The sequence below is a fragment of the Pseudomonas sp. PvP027 genome (assembly GCF_017833005.1).
Lineage (GTDB): Bacteria > Pseudomonadota > Gammaproteobacteria > Pseudomonadales > Pseudomonadaceae > Aquipseudomonas > Aquipseudomonas congelans.
The window spans coordinates 5,245,019-5,267,480 of record NZ_JAFIBK010000001.1 but is presented as its reverse complement, the minus strand read 5'-3'; the positions used below and the strand labels follow the sequence as shown (position 1 = coordinate 5,267,480).

The window sequence follows — 22,462 nt, the reverse complement described above, 5'->3', positions numbered from 1 at the left end:
AGGAGCAGGCCTGCGCGGGCTTGCTCGGTGGACTTGAAGGGATGTATCAGAACTTCATTCGGTAAAAGCTGATCAGCGCTTCATTGCCATACAGGTATTCGAACCTGCCGATGAACGCGCTCTTCTCCAGCCACTCGTTAGGGCCCAGAGCGACCTGAAAGCGGGGTGTGCAAGTGCACCGGTAATGGCCTTCGCTGATTGGCCATACTCCGTTCTGCAGTTCGTGCTGGCCCGTTTCGTCAACGAGCAGAGCGCCTCTGCTTTCAACGTTGATCATTTCACCCAGTTGGGTAACCAGCGTGAAACGGGTTTCCAGAAAGGCCAGCTCGGATGACAACTCAACCAGCGTATTGCTACCGCCGGAAAGTACCGAGCCGCTGAAGTTTTCGCCGTAAAACTCCCCGCCCAAAACAGTGCTGTTGCTACGCAGTCCATCGCTGCATATGCCCATGAGCACAGGAGCATCGGTCTTCAGAATCACCGTCAGCATTTTTTCCAGCTGAGGAGCCGTTGCCGTATTACCACGAAAAGAGCGTTTGACGGATTTGTTGAAGTCGATAATGGTCATAGAACTGTTCACTCCATCTTTGAATGGATTCGGGCAACGAATGGCCGGGTGCAGTCCATCGGCATTTATCTAAGCCTGCTTTTCCAGTAAGCTCCACGGAGTCGGCTGAAATCGTACCGAACGGTTCAGTTCCCGTCTAGAGAATTTTGTACATGGTCTGCTCACTGAAGAATTGAGGATATAAATGAAGGTTCGTACTGAAGCTCGACGCGAAGCCATCATTGATGCCGCAGCAAGCGTCTTCCTCGAAATGGGCTACGAGCGTACCTCGATGAATGAGGTCACCAAACGAATGGGTGGCTCCAAGGCGACGATCTACAGTTACTTCCCTTCCAAGGAAGAACTGTTCATCGCCGTGGTCAACAGGCTTGCAACCGCTCATCTGGCCGACGCGGTTTCAGAGCTGGTGATCCAGGATGACCAACAGATCGATCTGAGGACCCTGTTCACGCGTTTCGGGGAGCGCATGTTGATGGTGCTGATCAATGATGATAAAGCCCTGGCCGTGTATCGCATGGTGGTGGCCGAGTCCGGACACTCGGACATCGGCATGATGTTCTACGAGTCCGGCCCCACCCAGTGCCTGCAGACAGTCACCTCACTGATGGCGCTGGCGATGCGACGAGGTCAGTTGCGTGACGCCGACCCGCATATCGCCGCCTTGCAGCTGACCTCGCTATTGACTGCCGAGACCGACATTCGCCTTTACCAACAGGCGCCCATGCCGTTGAGCATCGAAGAAATTCGCGCCATGGTCGAACGCGCAGTGGATACATTCATGTTGGGTATGGAGAAACGTTAAGCCCGCAAAAAAGAACCAAGCGGTACAGATAAGAGCCGAAACTGCAACCCATCTGAAACACCTTGTTACTCTTTCACGGCCAAGTTAATCCGAATGTGGGCGATAGCTGTTTACCCTCTCGGAGAAATACTCATGATCCTGCGAAAACTCAACCTGGCCGCTCGCTCGACGCTTTGTTTCGGCGTGTTCTGCCTGATGATCATTGCCTTGGGCCTGCTCGCCCTGCGTCAGGCGGCCGAGCTCAATGCGGCGGAAAAATTCATCGAGACCAATGTGCTTCCGAGCGTGAAACAGCTCGCATCTATTGACCGGGAGTTCGTCAGCATCCGGGGCAACAACGCCCGCGTGCGCAATCCGATTGAACCGCAGGATCGAAAGACCAAGGCGCTCAGCGATATCCAGCAGTCTCGCTCGCTGATCGCTGGCTATTTTGACACGCTCGGCAAACTGATCGTGACTCCGCAAGGGCGCCAGGCATTCGACGAATTGTCCCAGGCACAGGCTGGGTACCAGGTGGCGCAGGATCGCTACCTGGCTTCGGTGGCAGCCGGTAATCTGGAAGCTGCAGTGGCAACCTCCAATGGCGAAATGAGAAGCGCGGCCGATCAGGTTGAAGCCGGGCTGAAGAAACTCATTGGCGTTAATGACTCCAAGGCTCAGAAAGCCGGTGATGCTGCTGAGACCGCCTATCAGCAGACGCTGTGGATGGTGGGTATCTTCATCGCCGTGGGCGTCATCACCACGCTGCTGCTCGCCTGGATGTACACCCGCAGTGTGACTGGCCCGATTGGCGATTCGTTGAGTATCGCGCAACGCATCGCTTCCAATGATCTGAGCAAGGATATCCCGCAACAGGGCACTGACGAGGCGGCGAAACTGATTGCCGCACTCGCCACCATGCAAACCAACCTGCGCGATGCCCTGATCCTGATCGGCGACTCCTCCACCCAGCTGGCGGCCACTTCCGAAGAAATGCATGCGGTCACGGAAGACGCATCGCGCACCATTCAGCGCCAGACCAACGAGATCGAAATGGCAGCCACCGCCGTCAACGAGATGAGCGCGGCGGTGGAAGAAGTAGCCAGTAACGCCGCATCGGCATCGGAGGTGACCTCGCAATCCAGCACTGCCGCCATGGCCGGACGCGCGCAGGTCGATGAGACCGTCACGGCGATCAACCTGATGGTTTCCAAAGTGCAGATCACGTCGACCGAGGTACAAGGCCTCGCCGTCATGGCGACGGATATCAGCAAGGTGCTGGATGTGATTCGCGCCATCGCGGAACAGACCAACCTGCTGGCACTCAACGCAGCCATCGAAGCGGCCCGTGCTGGTGAAGCCGGACGTGGTTTTGCGGTGGTTGCGGACGAAGTCCGGGCACTGGCGCATCGCACCCAGCAATCGACCCGTGAAATCGAACAGATGGTCGGCTCGATTCAGACGGGCACCGGCAATGCCGTCAGCGCGATGGAGCAGACCAGCGTTCAGGCCCACAAGACGCTGGAGATGGCCAATGGCGCCGGCAAGGCGCTGCTGGAAATTACCGATTCCATCAGCCAGATCAATGAACGCAACCTGATGATTGCCACCGCCGCCGAAGAACAGGCTCAGGTCGCTCGAGAAGTAGACAGGAGCCTGGTCAGTATTCGTGATCTGTCCAGTCAGACGTCCGAGGGCTCCAACCAGACGGCCATTGCCACTGCCGAACTGTCGACCCTGGCTTCAAGCCTGAACCGTCTCACCAAGCAATTCCGCATCTAATACCCTATGCCGGGAAGTACGCTTCCCGGCATCTCCCCTTGTCGAATGGCCTGCCCTCATCTAAGTTGTACGACGACAGATGAACTCCTCATCTGCGCCGGTTTCTCTCACCATCAATAACGACAAGAAAAGGGATGAACATGAAAAAGCTGACACTGCTGATGGGCTTTCTGTGCCTGTTTACCGGTTACGTCGCAGCCTCAACCTCCGACGAGGCCGATGTCGCCAATGCCGTGGACAAACTGACACAGGCCATGTGGCACAAGGACATAGCGCAACTCAATGCGCTGACCGCCGACAACCTCACGTATGGCCACTCCGGCGGTACTATTCAGGACAAGAAGGCGTTCATCGCGGACATCGAAACCGGCAAGAGCGCCTTCAATGACCTTAAGATGCTCAATCAAAAGATCACCCTGTCCGGCGACGTTGCGCTGGTGCGTAATCACTTTTCGGCAGAAGCGGTGAATAGCGGCAAGGTTGTGCCGACTGAAATCGAGAACTTCCAGATCTGGCAAAAGCAGAACGGCCAATGGTTGCTCATCGGCCGTCAGGCATTCCGTTTCTGATTCCAGGTTTGCCAGTCCGTTGCGCAGCTATAGACGCTACTGCTGCGTACCGAACATTGCCGTCCAGTAGATCCCTGCGTCACTTTTGGGGTCCATTGCGTAGGCTGCGCCCAACTCGCGGAAATCCGGATTCATCAGGTTGGCGCAGTGGCCCGGGCTCAGCAGCCAGCCATCCACCACCTTGCGCGCACTGTCCTGACCGGCGGCAATGTTCTCCCCCACCTGCTGCCCCACGTACCCGGCCAGTTCGGCCCGGTCGCCAGGTGTACGGCCGTCACGATCCTTGTGGTCAAAAAAGTTTTGATTGGCCATCGCCTGGGAATGACGTTGCGCAGCGGTCCCCAGAACCAGGTTCCAGGCCAGCGGCGTGGTAGCGGCGAAGGATTGTGTGCCGCACTGGCGTGCCTGAGTGCGGGCGTTGTTGATCATTTCCAGAATCTTTTGTCCCTCTGTCTGCCAGTCGCCAAGACGCGACGCGACCAGCGAGCGCGCCAGCACGATGCGCCAGTCTCGTCCTTCACGGCTGACCCCGATATCGACGAACTGCGGGTCCAGCACTACGCGGCAGAAACTCTCCAGCACCGCCTTGAGTGCAGCGTCTGCAGTGTTCGGGCCGGACAGGCTTATCGCCTGCACAGTGACCATCGGGTAGGAAGCACGCGTCAGCGCCTGTTGCAGGTCCAGATTGCCACTGGCCGGCAGCACCAGACGTGCGTCGCTGGTCAGCGGTGGCAGCTCCATGGATACCTGCTCGCCACAGCGCTGGGCCTGGCCGCGATAGGCATTGAGGGATTCGATCAGTTGTGTTTCGTCACCGGCCAGCGCAGCACTGGCAAACACGCCAGAGCACAACACTGCCAGAAAGGATAACGACACTCGCGGGAGCGACAGGCGCAGAAGGTAATGAATGACAGGCATGAAAAGTCTCTCTCGGGCTGAGTCCGCCTATGATGCGCGAAATGACCCGGTCGGGCGCAACGCCTTTTTTATGCCTGACCGGAATTTCACAACCGATCAGGCCAGGACGTGCGCCAGACAATGCCTTGCGGGAACGACTTACAGCTTGAAATTGGCAACCAGTGAGTTGAACGAAGTGGCCAGTCGCGACAGTTCCTGACTGGACGCGCTGGTCTGGTTGGCACCTGCAGCGCTCTGGGTCGACAGGTCCTGAATATTGATCAGGTTGCGGTCCACCTCGCGAGCCACCTGAGCCTGCTCTTCCGAAGCGGAGGCAATGACCAGGTTGCGCTCGTTGATGGTTGCCACACCGAGGGTGATTTTCTCCAGCGCTGCGCCCGCCCGCAGGGCCAGTTCCTGGGTGTTGGTGGCCAGCGACAGGCTCTTGCCCATCGCCGCAACCGCACCGTCGGCACCCGATTGTACGGTGCTGATCATGCCTTCGATTTCCACTGTCGATGCCTGGGTACGGTGCGCCAGGGCCCGAACCTCGTCAGCCACCACCGCAAAACCACGACCCTGTTCGCCAGCACGCGCAGCTTCAATGGCGGCGTTCAAGGCCAGCAGGTTGGTCTGCTCGGCGATACTGCGAATCACGTCAAGCACCTTGCTGATTTCCCGCACATGCCCGGCCAGCTCGGATACAGCGCCGGTGGACGCGGTGATCTCGTGGACCATGGTGGTGATGCCCTTGACCGTATGATCGACCTGACCACGGCCATCGACGGCATCATCTGTAGCAGACTTCGAAGCCTCGGACGTGGACACCGCGTTGCGCGCCACTTCTTCCACTGCGGCAGTCATCTGATTGACGGCCGTTGCCGCCTGCTGGATTTCGTCGTTCTGGCGAGTCAGCCCGCGGGTGCTTTCATCGGTGACGGCGCTCAGCTCTTCGGCAGCGGAAGCCAACTGGTCCGAGGCACTGGCAATCTGTTGAATGGTATTTTTCAGACCGTTCTGCATATCGGACAGTGCGTTCAACAGTTGTCCGGCCTCATCGCCACGGTCAGTAACAATGGGTTGAGTCAGGTCACCGCCCGCAATGCGCTGAGCACTGGCGACTGCGACAGCCAACGGCCGGGTGATCATGCGGGTGATCAGCACGCCCAGCATGATGGCCACCAGAAAGGCAATCACTACGCCAATCTCCAGCATCAATACCGAACTGGCCTTCAGACCAGCAGCAGCGGCTGCGCCTTCCTTGATCTGACGATTGTTGGACTCGATCATGGTCCGCAGGTAACTGCGCACCTTGGTGAAGCTTTCCGAGGACAGGCTGTTCAACTGGGTCCGGGCAGCCTCGAAATTACCCGCCTTCATCAGATCGACAACCTGTTGAGAACCCGAAACATAAGCGGGCAGCATCAGCTCCAACTGATCACCGGCGGCGCGCTCATCATCTTCCAGTGGCGTGGCGCGGTAAGTCGCGAACACTTTTTGCGCACGGGCCAGGTCATCGCTCAACGCCTGACGAACTCGATCCTTGTCCGTTTCGGAGACACCGCCATCCTGCGCGTCCAGCAAACGGTAAAGCCCGCGGTTGTGAGCGGTGAAGCTGGTCAGCGCTTCATTGGTATTGCTGACCGAGACAAGGTTGTTGGAAAAGGTAAGCTCAAGGGCGTTGGCCAGGCGGGTCACGCCCACCATACCGAGAGCGCCGACGGCCAGAGTGATCAATGCACAGATGATGAAAGCAGAGAGAAGTTTGGTAGAAAACTTGGACTGACGCAGGACGTTCATGTGGCTTACCTGTTGCTGAATGAGGAGTGGTGTCAGTGCCGGAATGAGTTGATCAAACAGCTATGATGTCATAATGACTTCACCCCATTTGGATCGTTCCACAGCCTCCTCATCTTTTGATGGAAAACTTTGACAAGTCGCCTATGTACAACTAACACCCTCTATCAGTCCTGCCTCGTTCACCCTTCTTTATCAGTGCAGCCGCAAGGTTTGCGACACGCCGTCTGCCAGATCATCGTTGCCAAGACGTTGCTCGGCAAACGTCTTCGCCTCAAGGGTCATGCGGTCCAGATGGCGGTCACGCTGCTTCTCCGCATCGACCATCGCGCTCTTGCCGTGCTGTTTGAGCAGGTAGGCGTGAATCTGTCGCACCTCCACGGAGTTGTAGATCGGCGCGATATCCATGACCGCAAGCAGACCTTCAGTACCGTGATCACGCGTGTTCATGATGACCTGCGGACCACGCGCACCCAGCACCTGAAAGCCCATTGCCTCGAAATACGCGACTTTGTCGACCACGCAATACAGCTCTGCATGCGGATAGCGACTGGTCATTTTCTCCAGCATCGCGCGTGCGATGCCCTGGCGACGATGGCTGTCGCGCACCGCCATGTAGGCTACGGCGCAGGCCTGCGGATCATCCTGCACGGGCAGGTAAAGCAAAAAGCCCAATACGGTTTCGGGATCTTCGTCGTCCAGCGCGACGATCAGCTCTACTGCCAGCTGTTGCGAACCGTCCATGGCATTCAGGTACAAATGCACCTCGTAGCCCACGCCGTACTGATAAAGGTTGTACAGCGGGTTGCTCGGGGCGATGGCCACCAGACTGATGTCCTTCACGTAGTCGACAACCATCTGCTGGATCTGGCTGCGGATGAATTCCGGCGGCGGGGTTTGTAGCAGCATGATCGTCGGCATGGGACAAGGGGCTCCATTAAAAAGGTGTGTCTGTACAGAAAGTGGCCACATGATAGCGCGTCGAGGCATTCAAGACCGATATTGTCATATGGCCAGCATCCTGCCGCGCGGCAACTTAGTTGCAACTTATACGATGACCTGAAAAAAAGAATATCAAATAGCCACCCACCAAAAAGTCGACCGCAATTATCAGTACGATCGTACCAGCACACATCACGGTCGCCAGTCTGTCACCAAATAATAAAGTTGATAATGATTCACATCTACCCGCGCCAGGCGACGCACGCAAATTTAATGAGTACCTACATTTTATAAAAATATATATTTTTCAAATGGATGCAGAACTAGCGGGACTACTGAAATATAACTTGATTCCCGGCATCCGAACGTGCAATCAGCGCATCAGGCGATGCCGGTGCAAACTTTCTTTACCGGGTCCACCTTTTGCCCGGGTATTTATATCAATCACCCCCATACATTTTTATAATCACCGCGTTTCCCTCACGCGCCTAAGATTATCCCGCCTACTAAAAATATGAGGGATTCAAAATGCCGTTATTAAACTGGTCCAGACACATGGTGTGTCTAACTGCAGCCGGTCTGATTACTGTTCCGACCGTTTTTGCAGCCGACACCCTGACCCGCGACAATGGCGCCGTCGTCGGAGACAATCAGAATTCTCAGACCGCAGGCGCCGAAGGGCCCGTCCTGCTGCAAGACGTACAACTGCTGCAAAAGCTGCAGCGCTTTGATCGCGAACGCATTCCTGAGCGCGTCGTGCATGCCCGTGGTACCGGTGTCAAAGGCGAGTTCACTGCCTCGGCCGACATCAGCGATCTGAGCAAGGCGACCGTTTTCAAATCCGGCGAGAAGACCCCGGTCTTTGTTCGCTTCTCCTCCGTGGTTCACGGCAATCACTCGCCTGAAACCTTGCGCGACCCGCACGGCTTCGCCACCAAGTTCTACACGGCTGACGGTAACTGGGACCTGGTTGGCAACAACTTCCCGACCTTCTTCATCCGTGACGCGATCAAGTTCCCGGACATGGTCCACGCGTTCAAACCTGACCCGCGTACCAACCTGGACAACGATTCACGTCGCTTCGACTTCTTCTCTCACGTACCGGAAGCCACCCGTACACTGACCCTGTTGTACTCGAACGAGGGTACCCCGGCGGGCTATCGCTTCATGGACGGCAACGGTGTGCACGCCTACAAACTGGTCAACGCCAAGGGCGAAGTGCACTACGTCAAGTTCCACTGGAAATCCCTGCAGGGCCTCAAGAACCTTGATCCCAAGGAAGTCGCTCAGGTCCAGTCCAAGGACTACAGCCACCTGACCAACGATCTGGTCGGCGCGATCAAAAAGGGTGACTTCCCGAAATGGGACTTGTACGTTCAGGTTCTGAAGCCTGAAGAGCTGGCGAAGTTCGACTTCGATCCATTGGACGCCACCAAGATCTGGCCGGACGTTCCCGAGAAGAAGATCGGGCAGATGGTCCTGAACAAGAACGTCGATAACTTCTTCCAGGAAACCGAGCAGGTCGCGATGGCACCGGCCAACCTGGTACCGGGTATCGAACCGTCCGAGGACCGTCTGCTGCAAGGCCGTGTGTTCTCTTACGCGGACACCCAGATGTATCGCCTGGGCGCGAATGGTCTGAGCCTGCCCGTCAATCAGCCCAAGGTTGCGGTCAACAACGGCAATCAGGATGGTGCGCTGAATACCGGTCACACCACCAGCGGCGTCAACTATGAGCCGAGCCGTCTGGAACCGCGTCCAGCGGATGACAAGGCGCGTTACAGCCAGCTGCCGCTCAGTGGTACTACCCAGCAGGCGAAGATCACGCGTGAGCAGAACTTCAAGCAGGCGGGTGATCTGTATCGTTCCTACAGCGCGAAAGAGAAGACCGACCTGGTGCAGAGCTTTGGCGAGTCGCTGGCCGACACCGACACCGAAAGCAAGAACATCATGCTGTCGTACCTGTACAAGGCAGATCCGGACTACGGCACTCGGGTAGCCGAAGTCGCCAAAGGCGATCTGAGCAAGGTCAAGTCCCTGGCTGCAAGCCTCAAGGACTGATGATCTGATACCCCGTCCCGGTGCCCAGTCGCCGGGACGGTTCCCGTCAGGAGAACGCCCATGAAACATCTGATCTATGGCTTGCTGCTGTTTGCCGCAGCCGCGCACGCCACACCGCAGACATCGACACCCACCCCCACTCCACCGCCTTCGGAACTGACCGCCGAACAGACTGCCAGCCAGCTGCGCACGCTGTTTTTCGATGCCTCCCGCGAAGGCAACAACCCGATGCTGGACACGTTTATCGAGGCTCATTACGACCTCAACATCCGTGACGAGCAAGGCTATACCGGCCTGATTCTGGCGGCCTATCACGGCCATGAAGACTCGGTGATACGCCTTATAGACGCCGGAGCAGACCCTTGCGCCAAGGACAATCGCGGCAACACGGCGCTGATGGGTGCGATTTTCAAAGGTGAGCTGAGCATCGCCAAGCGCCTGGTTCAGGCAGATTGTGGTGCGAACCTCACCAACAATGCCGGGCAGACCGCCGCCATGTACGCCGCCCTGTTCAAACGCACTGAAGTGCTCAAGGAGCTGACCGACAAGGGCGCCGACCTGAGCATTCGTGACAGCATGGGTAACGATGTGGAAGGCTTGTCCAAAGGTGAGTTCCAGGCGCCGCCTACCCGCTGACGGCTATTGGCATCAGTCTTCGCGCTCGATCATTTCGTAGATGCGGCTAGCAAACGCTTCCATGGTGAAGGGTTTGGTGAGCACCCACATCCCCGGATCCAGGTGGCCATTGCCAATGATGGCGTTCTCTGCGTACCCGGTAATGAACAGCACTTTGAGGTCGGGTCGAATGATGCGCGCAGCATCGGCCAATTGCCGACCATTCATGCCACCCGGCAACCCGACGTCGGTCACCAGCAGGTCGATACGCGCATCCGACTCCAGCACCTTGAGCGCAGATGCGCCTTCGCCCGCCTCGATCGGAATGTAGCCCTGATCATCCAGCACTTCGGCCACGAGCATGCGGATGGTCGGCTCATCGTCAACAATCATCACGTTGCGCTCGGTCTGTACCAGTGCCGATCCGCAGGCATCTGCAGCCTCGATCTCTTCCGGTGCCCCAAGGTAATGACGCGGCAGGTACAGGCACATGTTCGTGCCCTGATCAGGCTCGGAATAGATGCGCACCTGGCCGCCGGACTGGCGCACGAAACCATACACCATCGACAACCCCAGCCCTGTGCCCTGCCCCAGTGGCTTGGTAGTAAAGAAAGGGTCGAACGCCCGATTGATGACCTCGGGCGACATGCCGGTACCGGTGTCGCTGACACACAGCGACAGGTACTGCCCGGGGATCAGTTCGCGGCTTTGTGAGCCGCGCTCGTCAATCCACCGGTTGGCTGTCTCGATGGTGATCCGCCCGCCTCGCGGCATGGCATCCCGGGCATTGATGCACAGGTTCAACAAGGCATTTTCCAGCTGCGGTGCGTCGATGAACGTTGACCACAACCCGACCGAGGTCACGACCTCCACGGTGATGTGCGGCCCGACCGTGCGCCGAATCAGCTCTTCCATGCCGATAACCAGCCGATTGACGTCGACCGGTTTGGGGTCCAGGGTCTGCCGACGCGAAAACGCCAACAATCGATGGGTCAACGACGCCGCACGTTTCGAGGCATCCTGCGCAGCCCCTATGTAGCGATCCAGTTCATTGAAGCGGCCCTGGCTCACCCGCGTTTTGAGCAGTTCCAGCGAGCCCGTGATGCCGGTCAACAGGTTGTTGAAGTCGTGGGCGATACCGCCAGTCAACTGGCCTACGGCTTCCATCTTCTGCGACTGGCGCAAGGCTTCTTCAGCCTGGCTCAGGCGCTTCTGCTCGCGCAGCCGTTCGCTGACATCGTAGGCAAACAGGTAAGCGCCAATGGCCTGCCCCTGAGCATTGCGCAGCGTGCTGTAACGTATCTCAAAATGGCTGGCCGGATCGTTCGAGTCGCTGAAACTGACGCTTTCGGCGAACTCTTCGCCCGCTAATGCGCGCGTCCAGCGCCGTTCAAGGTCAGCCTTGCTCTGCGGCCGGTCGTCGAGCAAGTCGAGCATACTGTCACCGACTTGCGGCCGGATGCCGAACAGGCGCTCGAACTCGCGCAGTGCTGCGCCATTGATGGCCATCCAGCGAAAATTGCAGTCCACGACATGAATGATCGCATTGGTGCCGTTGACGACATCGGCCAGCACATTGCGCTCGGCAACGGCTTCGACAATGCGCGCCTCCAGTGTCTCGTTCAACTGCTTGAGCGCCAGTTCAGCGCGCTTGCGTTCAGTGATGTCTTGAAACAGTACAGCGACCTGCTGGCGGCTGGCCGGCTCGATGCGAAACGCAGTCAAGGCCAGATAACGCCCGGTGGCCACCAGCTCGCGCTCGAAACGGATCGGCTTGCCGGTCCGCAAAACGTCGCCGTAAAACTCCACCCAGCCATCGGCCTCCTCGCGAACCATCTCGCGCAGCTTCTTGCCCACCACATTGGAAATGCCGGCGTGATACTCGTAGGCCGGGTTGGCTTCAACGTGAATGTAATCGCTCAGCGGACCGTGCGGCCCGTCAAAGAACTCAATGATGCAAAAGCCTTCATCCATCGCGTTGAACAGAAAACGATAACGCTCCTGGGATTGTGCCAGGGCATATTCGGCCTCCCGACCGGTGACGCTCAGGCTCTCTTTGAGCGAAGCGTTTTCCTGCTCCAGAGCGGCTAACCGGCTCTGGAGATGTTGTAAATCTGTCGGGGTCACAGCGGCGGCACCTGAGGTATTGGTTGCGCCGCTTTCCCGTCATGCGGGGCGGCACGAGCACGCTACGAGAAAAACCGATCGCATGCAAAAACAATGGCGTTTTGAGCTCAAAATTGTTGGTTTTCGTCAAACCAGCGCGAGACAGGCTGGTGTGTACAGCATTGAGAAGGACAGGAGCATGCCCTGGCGGACGGATCCTGTGCCGCGCGTGGTATCAGTTCGACGCTGCGGCGGTGGGATGCAGGCGCAACCATTGGTCCGCGACCTGTCCCATGTTCTTGGGCTCGCCATTGTTGATCCACGCCATGAATGGCCGGTCGAACCTGAACGACGTCCCGCACTGTCCGGTCATGAAGCGCCTCACGTTCTGCGTATTCCGATAATGCTCATTCACCGGCGTATCGCGCGTAATGAGATCGGAGTGCCAATCGAAAGCCATGTCTGACTCCTTGTGCTGTCGGGTTGCAGACACTCTTTATAGCGGGATTCTGTTGCAGTCGCGAGGCTGGAAAAGCTTGTGGCGTACAGGAATTGCGCAAACCCGCCTCACTCTCCCGCAAACGGCACCAGCGACTCCAGCAGCCACGCGCCCGCGGGCCCCAGACTGCGCTGGAACGACCAGATGACGTCCACCGCCGAGCGCCGCGGCCAACCGGAGACTTGCAACTCTTTCAGAAGGCCGCCCGAATAGCGCGACACCAGCCAACGCGGCAATGCCGACCAGCCAAAACCGAACGCAGCCATGTCCATCAGCAGCAGGTAATTGGGTGCCGACCAATGCCTGTGGCCGCTGGTGGGCAGGTCGTCGGTGGGGATGCTGTGCTCGATCAGCGTATTGAGGCGCAAGGCGCGATAGCGGGCCAGCTGTTGGTAATCGACCCGTTCCAGCGCGGCAAGCGGATGTTTGTGCGACACGAACAGACCGAAATCGGCACTCTCATCAATGGTCGCGTGACCGATCTCCGGTGGATAGCTGGCTTGCGCCGACAGCAGCCCCAGTGACGCCCTCCCCGACTGCACCAGACTGATGGCGTCGCCGTGCTCGGCGAACACGCATTCCATCTCGAGCTCTGGAAAGCGTTGATCGAGTTCGGTCATCAGCCGTTCGAAATCGGCAAACTGGTTGGCATCCGACAGCACCAGCGTCAGCCGTGGCTCGACGCCTGCCGCAAGCCGCGCGGCAGCACGACGCAGCCGGTCCGAGGCGCACAGCAGATCATCGACACGACCAAGCATGACCCTCCCCGCTTCGGTCAGCACCGGTTGCCTGGAAGAACGATCAAACAGCTCCAGCCCCAGATCGATTTCCAGGCGGGCAATCGCTTCACTGATGGTCGATTGACTCTTGCCCAGGCGGCGTGCGGCGGCACTGAACGAACCCAGCGCTGCAATCTGAACGAAGGCTTCCAGGGCTTCTGGCGAATAACTCATGGCGCTCTCATATCGGTTTAACCGATGGTTTTGATTTTCAGCTTAACGCAAACACCGATGATAATACTGCCATCCATCAGTACCAAGGGCAGCGCAGTCATGAGTAACAGCCAACCGCACATCGACCGGCAACCCGGCGCAGTCAGCAAAACCCTGCGTGAGCGGGCACTGCATGCCGCCCTGTTCGAAATCGGCGGCGTGATTCTGGTCGCACCGCTGCTGGCCTGGCTGATGAACCAGTCGCTGACGATGATGGGCGCCATGACGGTGATGATCTCGACCATCGCCATGCTGTGGAACATGACCTACAACGCGCTGTTTGACCGCCTGCGCAACCGCTACGGATTTACCATGAGCCTGACGGTCCGCGTCCTGCACGCAACGGGTTTCGAAGCCGGACTCATTCTGGCCGTGGTGCCGCTGGCCGCATGGTGGCTGACGATCAGCCTGATGGAAGCGTTCTGGCTGGACATTGGCCTGCTGCTGATGTTTCTGCCCTACACCCTGCTGTTCAACTGGGCCTACGACACGCTGCGTGAGCGCTTGGTACAGCGACGTCTGGCAAGGTGTGAGGTGTAATGCATCAGGCACACGCATGCCGTGCATCAAATGTTCTTACTGGATAATCAAATCCTCGCCATTGCACACTGTTCCCCACTGACCCAGGCAAGGACACCCTTCGATGACAACTGAAGTACTCAAACTGGCGGCGTTCAGCGATGGCGATCGCGGTGGCAATCCGGCAGGCGTGTGGATTGGCGATGCGTTACCCGATGATGCCGTCATGCAGCAGATTGCCGCCGACATCGGTTTCTCCGAAACGGCGTTCGCTGCGCCTGTCGAAAGCGGTTGGCGGGTGCGGTATTTCTCGCCGCTCGCAGAAGTACCTTTTTGCGGGCATGCAACCATCGCCCTGGGCGCAGCGCTGGCGGCACAGCAAGGCGATGGCGTGTTTCAGCTGACGCTCAATCAGGCGCAGATTACCGTCGAGGGCCATGCGCAGGGTTCGCTGACGTCGGCGGCGCTGCAATCGCCGCCCACGTTCAGCAAGCCGGTCAGTACGCCGTTGCTGGAACAAGCCCTGGCGCTGTTCGGCTACAACCATGCCGATCTGGATGAGTGTATTACGCCCGCGCATATCAATGGCGGTGCCGGACACCTGCTGCTGGCGCTGAACAGCCGGGCCAGCCTCAAGGCCATGCGCTATGACCAGCAGGCGGGTCACGACCTGATGGTCCGTGAAGGCTGGGCGACGATTCTGCTGGTGTGGGCCGAAACCGATCAGTTGTTCCACACTCGTAACCCGTTTGCTTTCGGCGGTGTTTATGAAGACCCGGCCACCGGAGCGGCCACGGCAGCACTGGGCGGTTATCTGCGCGATATCGGCTGGCCGCACGGCGGCCTGATAGACATTGTTCAGGGCGAGGACATGGGCAGCCCGTCGCGCCTGCGCGCCGAAATCCCGCAGCAACCGGGGAGCTCGATCCGGGTGTCAGGGATGGCGCGCAGGTTGTAACCGGGATCAGGTCCTGAGTTTGCTGCCACCGATCGCCACGCCCAACAGCATCACCGCGACGATCATGAACGCCAGTTCAAGGCTGCTGACATGGGCGATGAAACCGATTGCCGCAGGACCGATCAGAATCCCGGCGTAACCGACTGTGGTAATGGCCGGGATGGCCACGCTTTCGGGCATGGTCTTCTGCCGGCCAACCGCGCTGTAGCAAACCGGTACGATGTTCGAACAACCCGCGCCCACCAATGCATAGCCCAGCAGCGCAGCCTGCCAGACCGGGATCAACGTCGCGACGGCCAGCCCCGCCGCAGCACACAGCCCCCCGAGAATGATCACTCGATTGGAGCCGACCCGTTTTACCACCGCATCGCCAAACAGACGCCCCAGCGTCATGGTCGCGGCGAATACCGCATAACCCAACCCGGCATAGGAAGGCTCGACGCCACGCAGCGAGGTCAGGAATACCGCGCTCCAGTCGAGCATCGCGCCTTCGGCCAGAAATACGGTGAAGCACAGCAGGCCGATGAACAGCACCACACCACGCGGTATTGCAAAGGCTGGCCCATCGGACGGACTGCCGTAAGGCAACAGATTCGGCGCCGCTTTCGCCAGCGCAATCAAGGTCAGGAATACCACGATCAGCATCGCCGTGAATGGCGAGATACCCAGACTGAGCAAGCCGGCGACACCCGCCGCACCGACAATCCCGCCGAGGCTGAACAGGCCGTGAAACCCCGACATCATGGTCTTGCCGCTGGCGCGCTCGACAATCACCGCCTGCACGTTGGCCGTGCAATCCACCCCGCCCATGCTCGCGCCAAACAGAAACAGCGTGGCGATCAACAGCGGCAGACTGGAGATCGTCGCCAGTAACGGCAGGCACAGGCAGATCAGCAGCGTCGAACAAACCAGCAAACGCCGACATCCGAACCGCGCCGCCAGCGCTCCAGCCAGCGGCATCGAAATGATCGAGCCCACCCCCAGACACAACAACAAGAGCCCGAGTGTGCCCTCATCAAGGCCCATGCGCTGTTTGACGTAAGGCACCAGTGGCGCCCAAGAGGCCACACTGAAACCGGCAATGAAAAACGCGATACGCGTCGAAGACTGCTCCGCCCGAGCCTTGGCATCCTGGGCTGCGGTGCTGAAAGAGGTCATGCATGCTCCTTGTAATTTACCGAGTACGGTCACACCGGCCAGCGCGACAGCCTAACAAAGCTGATCGATTAGCCAAAACCTCTGATGCACTTGAAGGAGGCTCGTTCCATCGCCGTGCCGGGGCCGTCTGATTTGCAGCTTTTTGCACCTCAGGCCAGTAGACTGGCGACCACGCGCACCAGACAGGTGCGCAATCTGTCGAATAAGTTGTTGCGGAGGCCGTTGTGTACAAAGGTGTGGTGCTGTCGGTCCTGGCGTCTACGCTGTTCGGGGTCATGTATTTCTATACGTCACTGATGACCCCGCTCGACGGTGAAGAGATCTTCGGCTGGCGCATGCTGCTCACCGTGCCATGCGCAACCCTGTTCATGCTGGTCAGCGGTGACTGGCGGCGAGTCCGCGAAGTGGCTGTCCGGCTCAGGCAGCAACCGCTGCTGATCTTCGCGCTGCTGCTGTCTTCGGTGCTGCTCGGGGCGCAGTTGCTGATCTTCATGTGGGCACCGTTGCACGGGCGCAGTCTGGAAGTATCACTGGGCTATTTCCTGCTGCCGCTGAGCATGATTCTCACTGGCCGCGTGGTGTATGGCGAGCACCTCTCCTACCTGCAGAAAGTCGCTGCGGTGTTTGCCATGATCGGTGTGGCGCATGAACTGTGGCGGCTGGGCAGTTTCTCCTGGGAAACCCTGCTGGTGGCGGGCGGCTATCCGCTGTACTTCGTGCTGCGTCGCAAGCTCAAGACCGATCACCTCGGCGGGCTCTGGTTCGATATGCTGCTGATGCTGCCCATCGGCCTGTGGTTCATCGCCAACGGCCATCCGCAGGCCATTCAGCAGGCACCGCTGTTGTACCTGCTGATCCCGCTGCTCGGGGTGATCAGTGCCTCGGCGCTGGTCAGTTACATTCTTGCCAGTCGCTTGCTGCCGTTCAGCCTGTTCGGGCTGCTCAGTTATGTCGAGCCGGTGCTGCTGGTAGGCGTCGCCCTGCTGCTGGGCGAGAGTATCGGTCGCGATGAGTGGCTGACGTACCTGCCGATCTGGATGGCCGTCGTGGTCCTGATGATCGAAGGCGCCAAGCATATGCTGGCCCAGCGCCGCCGGGACGCGAGCTGAGCGTCAGGACTCGGTGAAACGCTCCAGCTGCATTTCCTGAAGTCGACTAAGGGTGCGCCGGAAGGCAAACGACAGGTAGCCCTCGGTGTACAGCTCGTCCATCGGCACCGGCGCTTCGACATACAGCGGAATGCGCCGGTCATAGCACTCGTCGACCAGCGCGATGAAACGGCGCACACCATCATCGTTGGGCGACAACTGCGGCAGCTCGCGATCGCCTGCGATCACCTGCTCGACGCCATCCTCGGTACCGCGGGCAATTTTCGCTTCGCGCTGTGCGGCCCCCAGCAGCGGCACCTCGCTGAGCAGAATCACTGAAAAGCGATCGCACAGGGCGATGAAATCCATGGCTGCCAGCGGCTGTTCGCAAAGGTCGCGATAGCGGCACCACACGGCGGTGTCGGAATGCTGAACCACGTTGATGCTGCGATAACCGAGCATGACCTGCGAGTCGTGAACCGGCTGATCCGCACTCAACGCTTCGAAGATGCCCTGCAAGGCGCTGGGTCGACCGGCTTCGGCAATCCAGTAGCGCTGATGCAGTTGCCCGGGATGCAGCCGGTGATCCTCACCGCCGTCGACCGGCACGACATCCATGTACTTCAGAATCGCCGCAACCGCGGGCAGGAAGCGTTCGCGATTGTGGCCATGGCTGTATAACTGCTCCGGTGGCTGGTTGGACGTGCAGACCAGCACCACGCCCTCTTCAAACATCACCTGCAACAGCCCACCCAAAATCACTGCGTCGCCGATATCGGTAACGAACAGCTCATCGAAACACATCACCCGCACGTCACGCGCCAGTTCCCTGGCAACCACGGTCAGTGGCTGGGAAGTGCCCATCAACTCGAACATGCGTTTATGCACCCAACGCATGAAATGATGAAAATGCTGACGCCGGGCGGGTACGCTCAGGCTTTCGAAAAAGCGGTCCATCAGCCAGGTCTTGCCACGCCCGACCGGCCCCCACAGATAAACGCCGCGTGCCCGACCGCGAGCGGCAGCCAGCCCCTCATAACACGCCTGCAACTGCCGGACGGCCTGCAACTGCGCCTGATCGGGTTGAAACCCACGCTGAACGGCACGTTCGTAGGCTTGCAGAGGAGAGACGGCATCCATCAGGCACACACCTTCAGTATCAGAGAAAAGATATCCAGCCTGTACGAGGCTGCGCCGCGCAACTCAACTCATCGAGTCGACTCAGGCATGCTGCACGCCGGCACGCTTGAGCAGTCGCTTGCAGCGCTCGGACAGGTGTACCACACGCAGATGCTTGCCGGCTTTGGCGTAACGCTCGCGCAGGGTCTTGAGCGCGGCGATGGCCGAGTAATCGACGAAGCTCAGGTGGCGGCAATCCAGTGTCACCTGCGCAGGGTCTTCGGCCGGGTTGAACTGGTCGAGAAACGGTGTGGTCGAGGCGAAGAACAGCGTGCCATGCAGGTGATAGACCTTGCTGCCATCGGCTTCGATGTGGCTGTCGGCATACAGCTCGCGAGCCTGCTGCCAGGCGAAATTGATCGCCGCGATAATAATCCCGAACAGCACTGCGGTGGCCAGGTCGGTCAGCACCGTGACCACGGTCACGGCAATGATCGCCAGCACGTCGTTGAGCGGCACTTTGCGCAACACACGCAAGGAGGCCCAGGCGAAGGTCTGCTGGGCGACCACGAACATCACCCCGACCAGCGCCGCCAATGGAATGCGCTCGATCAGCGGCGAGAGAAACAGCACGAACATCAGGATCATCAAACCCGCGACCACGCCTGAAAGACGACCACGGCCGCCGGAACTCAGGTTGATCACAGTCTGACCGATCATCGCGCAGCCGCCCATGCCGCCGAACGCACCGGAGACCACGTTGGCAGCGCCCAGCGCTACGCACTCGCGATCCGGATAACCACGGGTTTCGGTGATCTCGTCGGTCAGGTTCAGGGTCAGCAGGGTTTCCAGCAGACCGACCAGCGCCATCAGGATCGCGTAAGGCGCGATGATGCGCAGCGTCTCCAGATTCCACGGAATGTCCGGCATGGCGAATACTGGCAGGCCACCGGCGATGTGCGCCATGTCGCCCAGAGTGCGGGTCGGCAGGCCGAGCAGGTAGACCGCCAACCCGACGCTGAGGATCGCCACCAGCGCGGGCGGCGCAACGCGGGTCACGCGCGGCAACAGGTAGACAATGGCCATGGTCAGCGCCACCAGCCCGAGCATCACGTACAGCGGCGTACCGCTGAGCCATGATTCACCCACCTTGAAGTGCTCCAGTTGCGCCATCGCGATGACGATCGCCAGACCGTTGACGAAGCCCAGCATCACCGGATAAGGCACCAGCCGCACCAGTTTGCCCAGCCGCAGCAAGCCGAACAGGATCATGATCAGACCGCCCAGCAATACGGTCGCCAGCAAATACTGCACCCCCTGCTGAACCACCAGCGCGACGATCACCACCGCCATGGAACCTGCCGCACCGGACACCATGCCCGGACGCCCGCCGAACAGCGCGGTCAGGGTACAGATGATGAACGCGCCGTAGAGCCCCATCAGCGGATTGAGATGGGCCACCAGCGCAAAGGCGATGCACTCGGGCACCAATGCAAAAGATGTGGTGAGGCCTGCCAGGACTTCGGCACGTATTCGGATCGTTTTCATGGGTTACCTGAGCGGCGCTCCATGGAGGAAGCGCAAAAAAGTGGGCATATTACGCAAACCTTTGACGACCGACCACCACGGCGGGGCTTCCAGGAAGGCTCTCTGATGATCGGCCCGGACCTGAAACAACAAGGAGTAAACCGATGCAATGGAATGGAACGCTGCTCTGCACAGGACTTCTGCTGGCCAGTGCGATGGCTGTTGCCGACGACGACACAGCGGCTGTCGACGCATTCGTGCAGGCAGAAGCCAGCAAAGTGATGCAGGAAAATCATATCGCTGGCCTGTCGATCGCCGTCACTCGCCAGGGCAAACAGCAGTTCTACGCTTACGGCGTCGCATCAAAAGCCACCGGCCAGCCAGTCACGCGCGATACGCTGTTTGAACTCGGCTCGATCAGCAAGACCTTCACCGCCACCCTCGCTACCTGGGCGCAGGCCAATGGGCAGCTGTCGTTGACGCAAAGCATCGACAGCTATATTCCGCAGTTGCAGGCCTCGCGGCTGGGCAAGGTGCCGGTGTTCCATCTGGGCACCCATACGGCTGGCGGTTTCCCGCTTCAGGTGCCGGATAAAGTGCACAACACCCGTCAGTTGATGGAGTATTTCAAGGCGTGGCAGCCCGAATATCTGCCCGGCACCCAGCGCACCTACGCCAATCCCAGTGTGGGCCTGCTCGGCATGGTCGCGGCACGCAGCATGAAGCTGCCATATGAAAAAGCCCTGCAGCAGCGGCTGTTTCCGGCGCTGGGTCTGAGTGAAACCTATATCAACGTGCCCGATGAAAAACAGGCGCTGTACGCGCAGGGCTACAACAAACTCGACGAGCCGGTCAGGGTCAATCCAGGGCCACTGGCGGCTGAAGCCTACGGCGTGAAATCGAGTGCCCGGGACATGCTCCGTTTTGTCGAAGCGAACATCGGGCTCGGTCAAAACGACGCCGCGCTGCAAAAAGCCCTGCGCGACACGCGGACCGGCTATTTCAAGGTCGGCGGCATGACTCAGGACCTGATCTGGGAGCAGTATCCGCTGCCGGTTCGTCTGGAAGTGCTGCTTGAGGGCAATGCCAGCGCCATGCTGAACACGGTCAAAGCCGAAATGATCGAGCCACCGCAGGCAGCGCAATCTGCGGTCTGGGTCAACAAAACCGGTTCAACCAACGGTTTCGGCGGCTATGTGGCGTTCATTCCGGAACAGCAGTTGGGGATTGCCATCCTCGCCAACAAGAACTACCCGAACGAGGAACGGGTGAAACTGGCCTATCGGATCCTGCAGAAGATGGGCTGCTGTTCAACGCCCTGAAAGAAGCCCTGCCCCCTCGGCCGCTTCGATTTCAAGCAGCTTGCGCTTGCGCTCGACGCCCCAGCGATAGCCCGACAGCGATCCGTCGCTGCGCACCACGCGGTGGCAGGGAATGGCCACCGCGAGCTTGTTCGCACCACAGGCATTGGCAACCGCACGGACTGCACTGGGCAGGCCTATCTGCGTGGCGATCTGCGTATAGGTGGCCGTCGATCCGGCAGGGATGTCCCTGAGCGCCTGCCAGACCCGCTGCTGAAACACCGTGCCGCGGATATCCAGTGGCAGCGCCAGGCCGGTCGCCGGTGATTCGACAAAACCCACGACCTCGGCAACCAGCTGTTCGAACGCTGCGTCTGCACCGATCAGGTTGGCGTTGGGGAACTGGTCCTGGAAAGCTTCGATCAGTGCATGCGGGTCATCACCGAGCGAAATCGCACAGATGCCCTTGCTGCTGGTGGCCACCAGAATCGAGCCCAGCGAACTTTCACCCAGGGCGAACCTGATGTCGACATTGGCGCCGCCCGCGCGATATTCGGAAGGTTTCATGCCGAGCATTTTCTGCGAAGCCTCATAGAAACGACTGTTGGAGTTGTAGCCCGCCTCGTACAACGCATGGGTAATGCTTACGTCCTGTGAGAGCTGGACTTTCACCCGCGAGCGTAACGAGGCGACGCTGTAGGCTTTGGGCGTCAGCCCGGTAAGCTTTTTGAAAATGCGGTGGAAATGAAAACCGCTCATCCCGACCTGCTCCGCGAGCTCGGTCAGATTGGGCATCACATCGGCGGCATCGATCAGTCTGCAAGCCTGGGCAACGGCTTCTGCGTGCCTGAGTTGCAGCGCATGCGAATCGCCAGCGTTGCGCAGGGACGGGCGAAACCCGGCGGCCTCGGCCTCGCGCGCATTATCAAAAAATACCACGTTTTCCGGACGCGGCAGCCGGGTCGGGCTGCACGGGTTGCAATAGACGCCGGTGGTCAGCACGCCGTAAACGAAGTCAGTGCAAGCGTGTGAACGCCGATTGACCAGGATGTCCCAGCGCGGGTCGTCTTCAGTGCGCAGGGCGCGTGCCGGTTGAGTGCGTTCTGTGCTGTCCATGGTGGAGCCCGCCTTGAGTTTCGATAAGCCTGCACCTGTCGGAGCCACTGGGCACTCCGAGTCTTGC

Annotated in this window: 20 protein-coding genes; 9 read left to right on the top strand and 11 right to left on the bottom strand. The window is 59.3% G+C overall.

Features of this window, described 5'->3' with window-relative positions:
* Window positions 1-46: 46 nt before the first annotated feature.
* Window positions 47-568 (bottom strand): DUF3237 domain-containing protein, encoded by a 522-nt coding sequence (locus tag JOE33_RS22965; protein WP_010435364.1) that lies wholly within the window; start codon window positions 566-568, stop codon window positions 47-49.
* 184 nt (window positions 569-752) lie between these two features.
* On the opposite strand from JOE33_RS22965, the gene JOE33_RS22960 reads away from it, so the two are divergent.
* From JOE33_RS22960 to JOE33_RS22950, 3 genes are all read left to right on the top strand, one after another.
* Window positions 753-1,370: a TetR/AcrR family transcriptional regulator gene (locus tag JOE33_RS22960; RefSeq protein WP_010435368.1), complete on the top strand. Its 618-nt coding sequence runs from the start codon at window positions 753-755 to the stop codon at window positions 1,368-1,370.
* Between the two features lie 132 nt (window positions 1,371-1,502).
* Window positions 1,503-3,131 (top strand): methyl-accepting chemotaxis protein, encoded by a 1,629-nt coding sequence (locus JOE33_RS22955; protein WP_032611668.1) that lies wholly within the window; start codon window positions 1,503-1,505, stop codon window positions 3,129-3,131.
* A gap of 140 nt (window positions 3,132-3,271) precedes the next feature.
* Complete coding sequence (locus tag JOE33_RS22950; protein ID WP_032611700.1) at window positions 3,272-3,700, top strand: nuclear transport factor 2 family protein; 429 nt, start codon at window positions 3,272-3,274, stop codon at window positions 3,698-3,700.
* A 36-nt stretch (window positions 3,701-3,736) separates the two neighbouring features.
* Here JOE33_RS22950 and JOE33_RS22945 read toward each other — a convergent pair whose 3' ends face one another.
* The 3 genes from JOE33_RS22945 to JOE33_RS22935 all read right to left on the bottom strand — a co-directional run bounded on the left by JOE33_RS22945 (window position 3,737) and on the right by JOE33_RS22935 (window position 7,315).
* Complete coding sequence (locus JOE33_RS22945; RefSeq protein WP_010431950.1) at window positions 3,737-4,618, bottom strand: CAP domain-containing protein; 882 nt, start codon at window positions 4,616-4,618, stop codon at window positions 3,737-3,739.
* A gap of 138 nt (window positions 4,619-4,756) precedes the next feature.
* Entirely contained in the window at window positions 4,757-6,397 is a 1,641-nt protein-coding gene (locus tag JOE33_RS22940) for a methyl-accepting chemotaxis protein (RefSeq protein WP_010431953.1), read from the bottom strand.
* A 192-nt stretch (window positions 6,398-6,589) separates the two neighbouring features.
* Entirely contained in the window at window positions 6,590-7,315 is a 726-nt protein-coding gene (locus tag JOE33_RS22935) for a GNAT family N-acetyltransferase (RefSeq protein ID WP_187625418.1), read from the bottom strand.
* A gap of 576 nt (window positions 7,316-7,891) precedes the next feature.
* Here JOE33_RS22935 and katB point away from each other — a divergent pair.
* On the top strand, window positions 7,892-9,397 hold the full coding sequence (gene katB, locus JOE33_RS22930; RefSeq protein ID WP_010431959.1) for a catalase KatB: 1,506 nt from the start codon (window positions 7,892-7,894) through the stop codon (window positions 9,395-9,397).
* 60 nt (window positions 9,398-9,457) lie between these two features.
* The gene (locus tag JOE33_RS22925) at window positions 9,458-10,033 is read left to right on the top strand and encodes an ankyrin repeat domain-containing protein (protein WP_010431962.1); all 576 of its coding nucleotides are present in this window, start codon (window positions 9,458-9,460) and stop codon (window positions 10,031-10,033) included.
* A gap of 12 nt (window positions 10,034-10,045) precedes the next feature.
* Here the strand turns inward: JOE33_RS22925 and JOE33_RS22920 are convergent, their stop codons facing one another.
* The 3 genes from JOE33_RS22920 to JOE33_RS22910 all read right to left on the bottom strand — a co-directional run bounded on the left by JOE33_RS22920 (window position 10,046) and on the right by JOE33_RS22910 (window position 13,570).
* Window positions 10,046-12,139 carry a PAS domain-containing protein gene (locus JOE33_RS22920; protein ID WP_187625419.1) on the bottom strand — a complete coding sequence of 698 codons (2,094 nt, stop codon included), beginning with the start codon at window positions 12,137-12,139 and terminating at the stop codon, window positions 10,046-10,048.
* A 214-nt stretch (window positions 12,140-12,353) separates the two neighbouring features.
* A complete protein-coding gene (locus tag JOE33_RS22915; protein ID WP_096102704.1) occupies window positions 12,354-12,578 on the bottom strand; it encodes a DUF6434 domain-containing protein in 225 nt (74 codons plus the stop codon).
* A 107-nt stretch (window positions 12,579-12,685) separates the two neighbouring features.
* Window positions 12,686-13,570, bottom strand: a complete 885-nt coding sequence (locus JOE33_RS22910) for a LysR family transcriptional regulator (RefSeq protein ID WP_054992840.1) — start codon at window positions 13,568-13,570, stop codon at window positions 12,686-12,688.
* 99 nt (window positions 13,571-13,669) lie between these two features.
* Between JOE33_RS22910 and JOE33_RS22905 the strand changes: the two genes are divergently transcribed.
* Together JOE33_RS22905 and JOE33_RS22900 are read left to right on the top strand one after the other, a co-directional pair.
* Window positions 13,670-14,149, top strand: coding sequence for a multidrug/biocide efflux PACE transporter (locus JOE33_RS22905; protein ID WP_096125638.1), 480 nt, complete (start codon window positions 13,670-13,672; stop codon window positions 14,147-14,149).
* A 103-nt stretch (window positions 14,150-14,252) separates the two neighbouring features.
* Complete coding sequence (locus tag JOE33_RS22900) at window positions 14,253-15,086, top strand: PhzF family phenazine biosynthesis protein (protein ID WP_187625420.1); 834 nt, start codon at window positions 14,253-14,255, stop codon at window positions 15,084-15,086.
* A gap of 6 nt (window positions 15,087-15,092) precedes the next feature.
* Here the strand turns inward: JOE33_RS22900 and JOE33_RS22895 are convergent, their stop codons facing one another.
* Window positions 15,093-16,244: an MFS transporter gene (locus JOE33_RS22895; RefSeq protein ID WP_010431980.1), complete on the bottom strand. Its 1,152-nt coding sequence runs from the start codon at window positions 16,242-16,244 to the stop codon at window positions 15,093-15,095.
* A 224-nt stretch (window positions 16,245-16,468) separates the two neighbouring features.
* Here JOE33_RS22895 and rarD point away from each other — a divergent pair, with 224 nt between their 5' ends.
* Window positions 16,469-17,353, top strand: a complete 885-nt coding sequence (gene rarD / locus JOE33_RS22890; RefSeq protein ID WP_010431982.1) for an EamA family transporter RarD — start codon at window positions 16,469-16,471, stop codon at window positions 17,351-17,353.
* A gap of 3 nt (window positions 17,354-17,356) precedes the next feature.
* Here the strand turns inward: rarD and zapE are convergent, their stop codons facing one another.
* Both zapE and JOE33_RS22880 read right to left on the bottom strand, forming a co-directional pair.
* Window positions 17,357-18,472 (bottom strand): cell division protein ZapE, encoded by a 1,116-nt coding sequence (gene zapE, locus JOE33_RS22885; RefSeq protein WP_122694453.1) that lies wholly within the window; start codon window positions 18,470-18,472, stop codon window positions 17,357-17,359.
* Between the two features lie 81 nt (window positions 18,473-18,553).
* Entirely contained in the window at window positions 18,554-19,999 is a 1,446-nt protein-coding gene (locus tag JOE33_RS22880) for a SulP family inorganic anion transporter (RefSeq protein WP_032611680.1), read from the bottom strand.
* Window positions 20,000-20,142: 143 nt separating this feature from the next.
* Between JOE33_RS22880 and ampC the strand changes: the two genes are divergently transcribed.
* Entirely contained in the window at window positions 20,143-21,300 is a 1,158-nt protein-coding gene (gene ampC, locus JOE33_RS22875; protein ID WP_010431990.1) for a class C beta-lactamase, read from the top strand.
* Here ampC and ada read toward each other — a convergent pair.
* Window positions 21,289-22,395, bottom strand: a complete 1,107-nt coding sequence (gene ada / locus JOE33_RS22870) for a bifunctional DNA-binding transcriptional regulator/O6-methylguanine-DNA methyltransferase Ada (protein WP_010431993.1) — start codon at window positions 22,393-22,395, stop codon at window positions 21,289-21,291. The genes ampC and ada overlap by 12 nt on opposite strands.
* Between the last annotated feature and the right edge of the window lie 67 nt (window positions 22,396-22,462).

Coding starts and splice junctions, on each gene's coding strand:
- JOE33_RS22940 (WP_010431953.1), bottom strand. CDS start 6,397: ATGAACGTCCTGCGTCAGTCCAAGTTTTCTACCAAACTTCTCTCTGCT.
- JOE33_RS22880 (WP_032611680.1), bottom strand. CDS start 19,999: ATGAAAACGATCCGAATACGTGCCGAAGTCCTGGCAGGCCTCACCACA.
- JOE33_RS22895 (WP_010431980.1), bottom strand. CDS start 16,244: ATGACCTCTTTCAGCACCGCAGCCCAGGATGCCAAGGCTCGGGCGGAG.
- ada (WP_010431993.1), bottom strand. CDS start 22,395: ATGGACAGCACAGAACGCACTCAACCGGCACGCGCCCTGCGCACTGAA.
- JOE33_RS22950 (WP_032611700.1), top strand. CDS start 3,272: ATGAAAAAGCTGACACTGCTGATGGGCTTTCTGTGCCTGTTTACCGGT.
- JOE33_RS22945 (WP_010431950.1), bottom strand. CDS start 4,618: ATGCCTGTCATTCATTACCTTCTGCGCCTGTCGCTCCCGCGAGTGTCG.
- JOE33_RS22935 (WP_187625418.1), bottom strand. CDS start 7,315: ATGCCGACGATCATGCTGCTACAAACCCCGCCGCCGGAATTCATCCGC.
- JOE33_RS22955 (WP_032611668.1), top strand. CDS start 1,503: ATGATCCTGCGAAAACTCAACCTGGCCGCTCGCTCGACGCTTTGTTTC.
- zapE (WP_122694453.1), bottom strand. CDS start 18,472: ATGGATGCCGTCTCTCCTCTGCAAGCCTACGAACGTGCCGTTCAGCGT.
- ampC (WP_010431990.1), top strand. CDS start 20,143: ATGCAATGGAATGGAACGCTGCTCTGCACAGGACTTCTGCTGGCCAGT.
- JOE33_RS22960 (WP_010435368.1), top strand. CDS start 753: ATGAAGGTTCGTACTGAAGCTCGACGCGAAGCCATCATTGATGCCGCA.
- JOE33_RS22925 (WP_010431962.1), top strand. CDS start 9,458: ATGAAACATCTGATCTATGGCTTGCTGCTGTTTGCCGCAGCCGCGCAC.
- JOE33_RS22915 (WP_096102704.1), bottom strand. CDS start 12,578: ATGGCTTTCGATTGGCACTCCGATCTCATTACGCGCGATACGCCGGTG.
- katB (WP_010431959.1), top strand. CDS start 7,892: ATGGTGTGTCTAACTGCAGCCGGTCTGATTACTGTTCCGACCGTTTTT.
- JOE33_RS22900 (WP_187625420.1), top strand. CDS start 14,253: ATGACAACTGAAGTACTCAAACTGGCGGCGTTCAGCGATGGCGATCGC.
- JOE33_RS22965 (WP_010435364.1), bottom strand. CDS start 568: ATGACCATTATCGACTTCAACAAATCCGTCAAACGCTCTTTTCGTGGT.
- JOE33_RS22910 (WP_054992840.1), bottom strand. CDS start 13,570: ATGAGTTATTCGCCAGAAGCCCTGGAAGCCTTCGTTCAGATTGCAGCG.
- JOE33_RS22905 (WP_096125638.1), top strand. CDS start 13,670: ATGAGTAACAGCCAACCGCACATCGACCGGCAACCCGGCGCAGTCAGC.